The 13,254-nt window shown below is 40.2% G+C and carries 6 protein-coding genes; all 6 read left to right on the forward strand.

What is annotated here, in order from left to right; genetic code table 11:
- Positions 1 to 238 precede the first annotated feature (238 nt).
- The 6 genes from AC1DDK_RS06240 to AC1DDK_RS06265 all read left to right on the forward strand — a co-directional run bounded on the left by AC1DDK_RS06240 (position 239) and on the right by AC1DDK_RS06265 (position 13,237).
- A complete protein-coding gene (locus AC1DDK_RS06240) occupies positions 239 to 3,544 on the forward strand; it encodes a SusC/RagA family TonB-linked outer membrane protein (protein WP_288879195.1) in 3,306 nt (1,101 codons plus the stop codon).
- Between the two features lie 12 nt (positions 3,545 to 3,556).
- A complete protein-coding gene (locus tag AC1DDK_RS06245; protein ID WP_288879196.1) occupies positions 3,557 to 5,155 on the forward strand; it encodes a RagB/SusD family nutrient uptake outer membrane protein in 1,599 nt (532 codons plus the stop codon).
- Positions 5,156 to 5,318: 163 nt separating this feature from the next.
- On the forward strand, positions 5,319 to 6,797 hold the full coding sequence (locus tag AC1DDK_RS06250; RefSeq protein WP_288879197.1) for a glycoside hydrolase family 28 protein: 1,479 nt from the start codon (positions 5,319 to 5,321) through the stop codon (positions 6,795 to 6,797).
- 54 nt (positions 6,798 to 6,851) lie between these two features.
- A complete protein-coding gene (locus tag AC1DDK_RS06255) occupies positions 6,852 to 9,149 on the forward strand; it encodes a GH92 family glycosyl hydrolase (protein ID WP_288879198.1) in 2,298 nt (765 codons plus the stop codon).
- Positions 9,150 to 9,264: 115 nt separating this feature from the next.
- The gene (locus tag AC1DDK_RS06260) at positions 9,265 to 10,458 is read left to right on the forward strand and encodes a PQQ-dependent sugar dehydrogenase (protein WP_337716818.1); all 1,194 of its coding nucleotides are present in this window, start codon (positions 9,265 to 9,267) and stop codon (positions 10,456 to 10,458) included.
- A gap of 19 nt (positions 10,459 to 10,477) precedes the next feature.
- The gene (locus AC1DDK_RS06265) at positions 10,478 to 13,237 is read left to right on the forward strand and encodes a glycoside hydrolase family 2 protein (protein WP_337716820.1); all 2,760 of its coding nucleotides are present in this window, start codon (positions 10,478 to 10,480) and stop codon (positions 13,235 to 13,237) included.
- Positions 13,238 to 13,254: the final 17 nt, after the last annotated feature.

Below are 13,254 nucleotides of genomic sequence, written 5' to 3' on the forward strand. Positions count from 1 at the left end.
TAACCAATAAGTAAACCTTCAAACGAACCAGTATGAAAAAGACTCTACAAACATGATCCAATAAGCTTCTTAAGTAAGTACAAGAGTGCTCGAACACTCCTGTACTAGGCTTTTAAAAGCCCCCTTTGTGACATCAATTAAATTGGTGAGGGGACCTCAATTAATTATATTTTTTCAAATACAACTTACTAAAATTATGAAATTTTATTTACATCATAAGCTTTTCTGGTGCAAAATCATGAGAATTACACTAAGTCAAATATTGGTATTGATACTATTTACCAGCATCACCTATTCCAAGCCCACTTTGGCCCAGGAGGCTTTGAATAAAAAAATAAGTTTAACCATAGTGAATAAAACGCTGCCTGAAGTTTTGAAAACACTGGCTGTGGCTAATAAAGTTCAGTTTATTTATAACCAGGATGTTATTCACTCTAACAATAAGATGTCTCTTCAGTTCGACGACGTTGAACTCAAAACAGTGCTTGATAATCTGTTGAGCAAATATTCAATTCACTATCAGGTGTATAAAAACAAAATCATTCTGATTGATGGTGAGCGACTCGAAACAAAACTTCAAGGCAGCTCAAAAGCCATTACGGTTACCGGTAAGGTGGTTGACGAGATCAATATGCCTTTGATTGGTGTTAGTGTTACTGTAAAAGGAACAAAAATTGGAACCATTACAGATATAGAAGGAAAGTTTAAGATTTCTGCTGAAAGTGCAAATGATATTTTAGTTTTTAAATACATCGGATATGTAACCTTTGAAGCGCCTGTCAATGGCACTCAGCCTTTAACTATTCAGCTAAAACCAGAAGATAAATCATTAAGTGAAGTTGTTGTAGTGGGATATGGTAAGAGTTCCAGAAAGGCCCTGATCAGCTCAATATCTTCCGTTAAAGGTGATGAACTGAATAAAGGCGCCATAAGCGACGTCGGACAGATGCTGCAAGGTAAGGTACCTGGACTAAACATCAGCCGAAGTGGTGATCCGAACCGCAATGCAGCTATTGTTATGCGTGGGGCTTCTACGTTACGGGAGGGTGCACAATCACCTTTATTCGTTATCGACGGTGTACCAGGTGCTGATATTTCATTGCTTGCACCAGATGACATAGCCTCGATCGACGTTTTGAAAGATGCTGCTGCTGCTGCCATTTACGGCAACAGAGCTGCAAACGGAGTGATCATGGTAACTACAAAACGGGGTACCGCAGGACAAGCTCAATTGGCTTACAGCGCTTATTTTGGTGTTGAGAATGTATCCAACCAGTACGAGATGATGAATGCTGAGCAGTTGAAAGCTTTCCTGGCTAGAAATAATTCTGCGTTAACACCAGCCAATGATCAGGGTGCAAATACCAACTGGCAAAATGAAGTACAACGTAAGGATGCCATATCGCAAAACCACAACCTTTCGCTTAGTGGTGGTACAGATAAAACTACGTATAATGCCAGCTTGAACTATTTCAAACAACAAGGTATTGTAAGAACAAGTGATCTGGGTCGTTTTATTGGCCGCATAGGTCTTGAACAAAAAGCCCTGAATGATAAATTAAAGATCGGGCTAAATCTGAGTAATTCAATTAGCGATGCCGATCTGGTGCCTTATCGTAATACAGTTCTTTCTCAGATGCTTACTTATTTGCCTACTTCGCCAGTTAAAAATCCTGATGGAACATACTTTGACAACCTGATTCAGACCAGTTATTATAATCCGGTTTCCATGCTGGAGAATGCAACTGAGAACCTGAAAACTAAAAATATATTGGGGACCTTTACTGCAAATCTTAAATTGCCTTTTGGTTTCACTTATGATGTTGCGGCTTCTTATCAGAATACCCAAACCGTATATGGGGCTTTTTACAACAGCATTTATACCTCTAGATACAACAACGTAAGGAACACACCCGACCCTCCGGCAAATCCTTCCTTTGTTTCACTGGTTGGTAAAGATGGTTTAGCCTTGAGAAACGCTTATCAGAATACCAATAAGATCGTGGAAACTTACCTGACCTGGAACAAAAAGTTTGGTGATCATGATATCAACGCGGTAGTCGGTTATTCTTATCAGCAATCACTGAACAACGATGGTTTACAGACTTCCTCAACAAATTTTCCGATTAATCAGGTTAGCTATTACAACCTGAGCTTAGGTAACCCTTATGCAATCACAGATTTCCGTGTTAACTATGGCCCAGAATACCTTTATCAGGAAATTCTGTTAATTTCTGACTTTGCAAGAGTAAATTACAATTACAAAAATAAGTATTTACTGCAAGGATCTATCCGGAGAGATGGATCGAACGTATTCGGCAAAAACGAAAAATGGGGTTACTTCCCTTCTGTAGGCGCCGGTTGGAACATCGACCAGGAAAATTTCTTAAAAAATCAAAGTCTGATCAGCACATTGAAACTACGTGGAAGTTACGGTATTGCTGGTAATTCGCTAGGCTTTGCTCCACTGACTACAAAATTGATCTATGGAGCGGTGGGGCAGTTTTATTACAACGGATCTCCTAGAGAAGGGGCCTATGGTGCTATTCAAAATGAGAACCCGGATCTGCGTTGGGAAAAAACAGCTACTGCAAATATCGGTATGGACTTCAGCATCTTTAAAGGAAGATTAGGTGGTTCAGTAGATTTTTATGATAAAAGGACTACAGACCTGATCATCGGCTTCGACGTCGATCAGAACCTCTACCCATCAGGTCAGTTAACAGCCAACGTAGGTAAATTAAGCAATAAAGGGGTGGAGATTGTTCTGAATGGTACACCGGTAAGTAATGACAATTTCAGTTGGACTACAGGAATCAACCTTGCCCACAACGTCAACAAAGTACTCACACTTTCTGATAGCCAGTTTAAAATCGATGATAGGCTCATCTTCCAGCCTGACGGTGGGGGACAAAGTGGGGCAACATTACAGATTCTATCACCCGGACAGCCAATAGGAACGTTCTTTACCTTCAAATATGCTGGTAAAGATGCCAATGGAGTTTCTCAATATTACGATGCGGCAGGAAATATCAAAACACAGGGATTACTGAATAAAACTGATTATTACGTAATTGGTAATGCACAACCTAAGGCTTTGATTGGTTGGACCAACTCGGTAAACTATAAGAACTTTGATCTGAGTGTTTTCGTAAGGGCAGTATTGGGCAATAAGATCATGAATGTAACCAGAGCTGACCTCTTCCGTCCTAACACTGCTCAATTTACCAACATACCTGTTGAAGTAGAGAATGAATCTACAGCAGATTTTAACTCTTACAGGTATTCTTCGCGCTTTCTTGAGAATGGCAGCTATCTGAGATTGGACAATGCAACTTTGGGCTACACCTTTAAGAAAAACATTATTCCTGGGGTTGGTTCGTTGCGTCTCTACACTACTGCCAACAATCTATTCGTGATTACCGGATATAAAGGTATTGATCCAGAGATCAATCAGGGTGGTTTGGCACCAGGTGTAGATACCAATAACTTTTATCCAAAAACCAGAACCTTTCTTTTTGGTCTAAATGTATCATTTAATTAAAATCTTAAGAAGATGAAAAATCTTATAAACATAGCAACCGGAGTAATTTTATCACTAACAATACTTACGTCCTGCCATAAACTGGACCTGGAGGTGAAAACCCAGTTAACTCCTGAAACCTTTCCCCAAACAGATCAACATTTTATACAATTGACCGGACAGGTGTACGTCCAGTTGCGTCAGGGCATCACCACCGATTATTTTTTCATGCAATCGCTAAGTACTGATGAATCCATCATGCCTGCAAGAGGAGGTAACTGGTATGATGGTGGTAGGTATGAACAACACCATAAACATACCTGGGATCCTGACAATGGGCATGTTAGCAGTGGCTGGGGATGGCTGTCAAGTGTAATCAGCAAGGCCAACCAAAGCCTGTTCTTACTTAAGGATGCACCGGAATCTCCCGCTAAAACCACAGCTTTAGCTGAAGTTAGAGCCACACGTGCATTGGCCTTTTTCATGATGATGGATCTATGGGGCAACATCCCTATTGTTACAACTTTTGGTGAAACTACATCTCCTGAGACAAAATCCAGAACAGCGGTTTTTAATTTCATCGAGGCCGAGCTCAAAGAAGTTTTACCAAACCTGAGTTCAGTTGTGGGAGCCGCTACTTATGGCCGTCCTACCAAATACACAGCAAATGCAATATTGGCTAAGATGTATTTGAATGCAGAGGTATATACCGGAACACAACGCTATAACGATGCCGTAGCACAGTGTGATGCCATTATTACCGCAACAGGAAGTCCATTCGCTTTAGAATCAGACTATAAAAAGATGTTTTTTATAGATAATGGACCTCAAATTAAAGAGTTTATTTTCGCTTTACCCTTTGATCCAGGGTTCTCAAATGGTTATCTCTTCTTCGCAAGGTATTCCTTGCCTCGCTCGTTACAAACAAAGTTTAGCTTGAAACATACACCAAGTGCACCTATGAGTACGCTACCTGAATACTATGCGAATTTCGATGATCCTAATGACAAGCGAAATATGCAATGGATAAAAGGTTTGCAATACTTGTTCTCGGGAGCGCCTGTTAATGTATCGACAACAAAGAAAGGATACGATCAATTCTATGCGGGATCTGATGGCGCTACTCCGATCAATTATCAGGTAGACATTACGCCAAACGTTACTTTACGTGATGCCTCCAGACCTTTCGACGCAGGTAATGATGAAATCGCATGGAACATGGGCTATCGCAACAATAAATTCTATTGCGACAGTACTTCGTCCAACAGGAATCAAAATAATGATTTTCCAATGTTCAGGTATTCCGATATTTTATTGATGAAAGCAGAGGCGATATTGCGTGGAGCAACCCCTACGCAGGGCCAAACGGCTTTATCACTGGTGAATCAGTTGCGTGCAGTACGTACTACCTCGGCAGCTTGGGGCTCCGTTACTCTTGAAGACCTCTATAAAGAGCGTTGCAGGGAATTTGCCTGGGAGTGCTGGCACCGTAATGATATGATCCGTTTTGGAAAGTATGAAGGGACATGGGGTTTTAAAACAAACAATGATGTGCGAAGACGTTTGATGCCTATACCCGCTAGTGCCAGGGTACTCAATCCCAAACTTGAACAAAATCCGGGATATAATTAGAGCGATTTTTATGGTATAACCACTTCGTTATGCTATCGCCACTTCGTCATCTCGACGATAGGAGAGATCTCTTGTTTATACCAATTTGCTTCCCAGCTACTTAATGGTCAAGAGATCTCTCCTATCGTCGAGATGACGACAGTTTTAAAGATGACAACAAACCATGAATGAACTAAGAAAATATACACTTGTCTTAAACATTTTTTTAATCAGTTTCTTACCCTTAATTTCTAAGGCCATAAGCTCAAAAGATAATGTTAAAGAATATAATATTGTTACCTACGGGGCAAAAGGAGATGGCCGAACTGATGATGCTCTGGCCATTCAAAAGGCCATTGATGCCTGTTCTGATGCGGGCGGTGGTAGGGTAGTTGTACCCTCAGGAAAAACCTATCTGGCCGGACCTTTCAAGCTTAAGTCTTTTGTAGATTTTTATATTGAAACCAATGCTAAAGTATTGGCAAATCCCGATGAGAAAGTATATACAGAAAGTGCATTTCGTGAAAATAAAGGCGAAGGAACCATATGGATTGGTGGTGAGAAGTTAGTTAATGTTACCATTCATGGAGCTGGAACTATTGATGGCAATGGTATCTCTTTTATGGGTGCTGAATTGGAAGATTCTTATGTGTTAAAACCTTTTAATGTTGTTGATCCCAGACCCCATATTCTTACCATTATTGGAGGCAGGAACATCAGAATAAGTGACCTTACCATTCAAAACTCAGCCTATTGGACAGTCCATTTAATTGGCTGCGATGATGTGGTCATAGATAATATCACCCTTTTGAACAGTTTAAAAGTAAGGAATAGTGATGGGATAGATCTTGATCACAGTAAAAATGTAAGGATCAGTAATTGTTACATAGAATCTGGTGATGATTGTATCTGTTTAAAAAACAGAAGGGAGTATGAAGAATTTGGTGCTTGCGAAAATATCACTGTTAGCAATTGTACCATGAGCTCTCGTTCGTGTGCTATTAAAATAGGGTCAGAAAACATGGATAGCATCAATAACGTGTTAATTAATAATTGTATTATCAGCAAAAGCAATAGAGGTATTGGTATTCAAAACCGGGATGAAGGGACAGTTTCCAACGTGATATTTTCAAATATAATTATTGACGCTCATTTGTTTTCTGATGTTTGGTGGGGCAAGGCCGAGCCAATCTATGTAACTGCCTATCCGCGGGCAAAAGGCAATAATAAAGATGCAGGCTGGCGTTTCCCTAAGGGGCAGACTGAAGGAAAAGTGGGAGCAGTAACGGGCATCTATTTCAACAATGTTAAATGTGTTAGCGAGAATGGTATTTATGTAGGTGCAGAATCGCCAGATAAAGTGTCGGGAGTTGTTTTTGATGGGGTTGATGTATTCATCAATAAAACGACGACACTACCAGGGGGAGTTTACGATCGTCGGCCGAGCAATGTTGAGGGGCTTTTGAAAGCCAGAACATCCGCTTTTTACCTTGATAAGGCAAGTCAGATTACCTTAAGAAATTGCGCGGTAACCTGGGGTAAAAACAGGCCCGACTATTTTGCACATGTATTGGAGAGTAATGGCGTTAGAGATTTAAAAACGATTAACCTGGAAGGGGAATCTGCTTTCCCTGCTAAATTTGAGGCAATCAAGAAACAATGAAAAACATAATCAGATCGTTTTTTATTAGCTTTAAAAACAATACGTAGTTTAATTATGAGAAGTGTCTCCTTTATTTTTCGTTGTGGTTTGGGCAGTTTGTTGCTGTTTAGCCTTGGTTTATCCTTAAAAGCGCAAGATGTAGTACAGTATGTGCAGCCTCTTGCCGGTACAGCCGCCAGCACAACCAGTGCAGCCTTAAAGCACGGTAGCGGAACCGAATTAAATGCCAATACTATCCCAGCCGTAGGCCTCCCTTTTGGGATGACTCAGTTCAGTCCCGAAACACGTAAATCAGAAACCAAATGTCTTCCCCCATATCTTTATAAAGACAGTGTGCTCACCGGTATTAGGGCTACACATTGGCTTAGCGGTTCCTGTACACAGGATTACGGCAGCTTTACTATTATGCCGATGATGGGGAGTTTAAAGACCAAACCAGAAGAATATGGCGCAGTATTTTCTCATGAGCAGGAAATCACCAGTCCAAATTACTATAAGGTCAGCTTACCTAAGTATCAATTGGATGTAGAACTTACTGCAACACTTCGTTCGTCGATGATGCAGTTTACAGCACATCGTGCAGATAGCTTATACTTGCTGATTATGCCTAACAGCGATCAGGGAAAAGGATTTGTGAAGATCGATAAAGAAAATGGAGTGGTGTGGGGTTATAATCCTGTTCACCGCATTTATCAGGGCTGGGGTGAACCTGCGGGGTTTAACGGCTTCTTTTATCTGAAAGTTGAAAAGGCAATTGCCAGTCAGGGAACATTCAGTTCCAAAGGTGTCCTTGCTACAGATTCTATTGGTAAACAAAAAGATATTGGTGCCTATCTGGGATTTAAAGTAAATAAAGGAGAGGTACTAAGGGTGCAGGTAGGTACTTCTTTCAGTAGTCTGGAAGGAGCAAGGAAAAACCTGGAACAGGAGATCACTAATTGGGACTTTCCAGCGCTAACCGCACAAAACAAGCAAGTTTGGCAACAAGCCCTGAGTCAGGTCAAAGTTGAGACATCAGTTGTTAAAGACAAGCGTATATTCTATACAGCATTTTATCACAGCATGCAGCACCCACGCTTATTTAATGATGTGGATGGCACCTATCCAAGGTTTTCAGGTAGCTATCAGTTAGAAAATTTATCAAAAGGCAATTATTATGACGATTTTTCCATGTGGGACATTTACCGGGCTCAATTACCCTTATTTGAGTTGCTGAAACCTGAATTGATCAATGATGCGGTTCAATCTATGATCCTGAAAGGGAGCCAGGGAGGCTGGTTGCCTATTTTTCCATGCTGGAACAGTTATACTGCAGCAATGATTGGCGATCATGGAACAGCTTTTATTGCCTCTGCTTATACAAAGGGAATCCGTAATTACGATGTGAATGAGGCTTATCGATTGATGCGGCAAAATGCGTTTGATAGTCCATCAAAACCAGACTATGTAAACGGGCAAGGAAGACGTGCATTGGATACTTATTTGAAATATGGCTACATTCCAATGGAAGACAGTGTACCCGAGGCTTTTCATAAAAAAGAACAGGTCAGCAGAACTTTGGAATATGCCTATGACGATTATGCTTTGGCCATGGTAGCAAAGGGATTGAACAAAACTGCTGATTATACCACATTGATGAGCAGGAGTAAAAATTATCGCAATGTTTTTGATGCAAAGGTGAACATGATGCGGGGCAGGTATATCAATAAAAGCTGGTATGAGCCTTTTAAAGGAAATGCCAAAGAGCCTTATATTACAGAGGGTACACCGCAACAGTATACCTTTTACGTACCACATGATGTACAGGGACTGGCCGAATTGATGGGAGGCAGAAGCAAGCTGGAACAATCATTAGATACGCTTTTTAATGGCGGCGAGTATTGGCATGGAAATGAACCAGGGCACCAGATACCTTTTTTATATAATTACACCGGTTCCCCATGGAAAACACAGCTTAGGGTAAAAGAGATTCTGGCCAATGAATATAGTGACGGACCTGGAGGTTTGAGTGGCAATGATGATGCCGGGCAAATGTCTGCCTGGTATGTGTTTGCTTCTCTGGGATTTTACCCTGTAGATCCGGTTTCCAATAATTATTTGCTTACCACTCCTTTATTTGACCGCATTACGATAAGTCTTCCTAATGCAAAAAAACTAACTATTGTAACACACAAACAATCTAAAAACTCAGGCCATATTTCAGCGGTTAAGTGGGATAAGAAAGCTTATACCAAGAGTTACCTCAGTCATGATAGATTGAAAGATGGGGGCCTTATTGAAGTTACTTTAACAGATAAACCGAATAAAAGGTGGGCTACAGGTTTAACTGATCAACCCTTGGTAAAGAAATAAATAATTGCATGATTTCGGCAACGATTGCATAAATTTTTATTGCTTACATTAGGCAAAAGGGCATTAAACTTCTTAATATCGTATTGAAATACGCCCTTTTAACCAAGTACACTCAATGAAAATAACATTAAATAAGATCCTTTTGCCAATTCTTTTTGTTTTAGTAACCGCTGTAGCCTCATTTGGGCAGAAAGCAGTTAAAACTGACAATGTCAAATTAAAACTAATTACAGACGGACTTTCACATCCTACAGCAATGGCTGTTACTAAAAAAGAACCGAATTTGCTTTTTGTTTGTGAACAGGAGGGGCGTATACGTATTATAGAGAATGGAAAGTTAATCCAAACCCCTTTTCTTGACATCTCAAAGGAAGTGATAAAAAATGAAGGCTACGATGAACGTGGATTACTTGGCCTGGCATTTCATCCTAACTATGCCACTAATGGTAAATTCTATATATACTGCAGTGCTCCTTCGCAAAAAGGCAAAGGAACAGACCACCAATCAGAGGTAAGAGAATACACGGTATCTAAAAATAATAACAAGATTGCCGATAAGACGAAAATGCGTAAGGTACTGGTTGTTGATCAGCCAGAATCCAATCATAATGGTGGGTGTTTGCAGTTTGGAGCAGATGGATTTCTTTATATCTCTCTTGGCGATGGCGGTGGCCAGAACGACATGCATGGTGAATATGGGAATGCACAGAATTTAACCAATCTGCTTGGAAAAATTAGCAGGATTGATGTAAATAAGATCCCATACGGGATTCCTGCCGATAATCCATTTGTAAATACTGCTAATGTACGCCCTGAAATCTATGCTTATGGATTTAGAAACCCATGGCGTTTCAGCTTTGATCGTAAAACCAATGAGCTTTTTGCTGGTGAGGTAGGTCAGGATAAATACGAGGAAATAGATCTGGTTACAAAAGGGGGCAACTACGGTTGGCGTGCATTTGAAGGTGTTCATTCCTACAGGCCAGCAGATCCACAACCTAAAGAACATATTTTGCCAATTGCCGAATATCCTCATACCGAAGGCATAAGCATTACAGGTGGATATGTTTACCGTGGTAAGGTAATTCCATCCTTAAGTGGTAAGTATGTTTTTGGCGATTTTATGGGGCCGGTCTGGAACCTTTCCAAAGGTTCAAACAACAAATGGGTAAGAACAAAAATGTCAATTTCCAGAGATCCGGGATACTGGCATATCTACAGTTTTGGAGAGGATCTTAAAGGTGATATATATATGCTTACCGTTTTGCTGGAAAGCCAAAAGGGTGTGTTGTATAAAATGGTTCCATAATCTTTCAATTTTGACAATCATGAAACGAATAATTTTCTGTGTCTTGTGCCTTGTTGGCTTAATCTCTGTTGGAGTTTTTGCGCAGCAAACCAAGGTTGTTTATTTATCAGGAACTGATAAGGACAATACTGTTAAGTGGGAATTCTTTTGTACCAAGGGAATGAATAGCGGTAAATGGACTGAGATACCAGTTCCCTCTCAATGGGAACTACAGGGATTTGGTGGTTACAATTATGGTCATGACAAGAAAAAATCGGATGAGCAGGGGCTGTACCGCTATCATTTTAAAGCAGACAAATCCTGGGCTGATAAAGAGATTCAACTTGTTTTTGAAGGGGTGATGACTGATGCTGAAGTCAAAATTAACGGTCAACTGGCTGGAGCGGTACACCAGGGTAGTTTTTATCGTTTTAATTACCATGTAAATAATCTGTTAAAATTTGATGCCGATAATGTGTTGGAAGTAACCGTAAGTAAACAAAGTGCTGATCCTACAGTAAATGATGCTGAAAGAGAAGGCGATTTCTGGGTGTTTGGAGGTATTTTTCGCCCTGTTTACCTTAAGGTAATGCCTAAGTCGTTTATTAACCGTGTTGCAATTGATGCAAAGGCCGATGGGAATTTCGGAATAGATGTATTTACTGGCAATATAAAGTCTGGAGATAAAATATCCGTGCAATTGAAAACATTAAAAGGAGCTTCATTCGGAACTCCGTTAACTTACAGTGTATCTAATCCTGCAGATTCTATAAGGCTTGCCGGTAAGTTTACTAATCCTAGCCTCTGGAACCCTGAATTCCCAAATCTTTATACTGCTGATGTGAGCATAGTAAGAAATGGGGCCGTTGTTCATCTACTAAATCAACGCTTTGGATTCAGAACAGTAGAGGTAAGAAAGTCGGACGGTATTTATGTAAACGACACTAAGATTTTAATAAAAGGGGTAGATCGTCACAGTTTCTGGCCGGAAAGCGGCAGAACACTAGGTAGAAAGATTCATCTTCAGGATATTATGCTCATGAAAGATATGAACATGAACGGTGTTCGTATGTCCCATTATCCGCCTGATGCCGAATTCTTAGACCTTTGCGATTCTATAGGGTTATTTGTAATTGATGAACTAACCGGTTGGCAACAACATTATGGTACTCCCGTTGGGCGAAAGCTGGTTAAAGAATTGATAGTTCGCGACGTGAACCATCCAAGTGTTGTGTTTTGGGCAAATGGAAATGAAGGAGGGTTTAATTTCGATTTGGATAACGACTATGCATTTTATGATCCGCAAAAACGGGTAGTGATTCATCCCTGGAGTAATTTTAACAACATAGACACTAAACACTATCCTGAATACAGTTACATCGAAAATGCCGCTAAAAAACAAGATATACTGCTTCATACTGAAATGATCCATGGTCTTTACGACGGAGGACATGGAGCAAGTCTTGATGATAACTGGAAGCTCATTCGTCAAAATCCGAGGCATGCAGGAGGCTTTCTGTGGGCATTAACCGACGAAGGAGTGGTTAGAAAAGATAAAAAAGACAGTCTGGATACCGATGGAAATCATGGGGCGGATGGTATTGTTGGTCCTCACCGCGAAAAAGAAGGAAGTTTCTATACCATCAAAGAGGTTTGGAGCCCGGTACAGCCCAAAAAACCGGATTTTACTTCACAAAACATAACTATTGAGCTAGAAAATAACTACTTGTACACCAATCTTTCTGATTGTAAGTTTAGCTGGCAACTGGTTAAATATCCTTTGGCAACAGATAAAAAAAGTGGATTTACCCAAATTTCTTCGGGCAAATTATCAGTTGCATTGGCACCGGGTAAAACAGATAATTTCAAACTAAACCTTTCTTCTAACTGGAAGGATGCAGATGCATTGCGGTTTACCGCTACAAACAGTCAAGGTCGAGAAATTTATACCTGGATTTGGCCTATTAAAACCACCGCTCAAATTGCACAGAAGAATTTGATTTCTATAGTCAAACAAAAAAGTAAAATTACAGAATCAGAAAAAGAGAATGAATATGTTGTGGTACAGAATGGTGTAACATATACTTTTGATACGCAGACGGGTTATTTAAAAACTGTTGAAAATAGTAAAGGGGCAGTTTCCCTTGGTAATGGTCCTATCCTTGCAGGTGTAGATCAGACACTTCAGAGCTTTAAACATACTAAAACAGCAAATGGGGGAATCATAGTAGAAAGTTCTTACTCAGGTGAATCAACGCTGCATGCCAAATGGTTATTTGCTGCAGGAAAACCTGTAACTCTGGAGTACGATTATACACAAACAGGAACCGCAAATTTTTATGGGATCACTTTTAACATCGACGAATCTAAAATAAAAGGAATGCGATGGTTGGGCGATGGACCTTACAGAACCTGGAAAAACAGATTAAAAGGAGTGAGTACAAGCGTTTGGGAAAAGAGTTACAATAATACCATAACTGGCGAAACTTTTATTTACCCGGAATTTAAGGGCTATCATGCTAATCTGTATTGGGCAGAAATACAAGCGGGGAGTTCTTCATTTAAGGTATATACTGATAAATCAGACTTGTTTCTGCAGATGCTGAAACCGGATAAGCAACGTACATCGTTCATCCCTCATGTAAACCCTCCTTTTCCAGAAGGAAACCTTGGATTTTTAAATGCAATAGCACCTATTGGGAATAAATTTAAGCAGGCAGATTCAATGGGACCACAAAGTCAAAAAAACATTGCGGTGGGTTCAAAGGTATCAGGAAAGCTTTGGTTCGACTTCAATTAGGTCGTTTAGGTAAGTAT

The organism is Pedobacter sp. 05T44 (assembly GCF_056395985.1).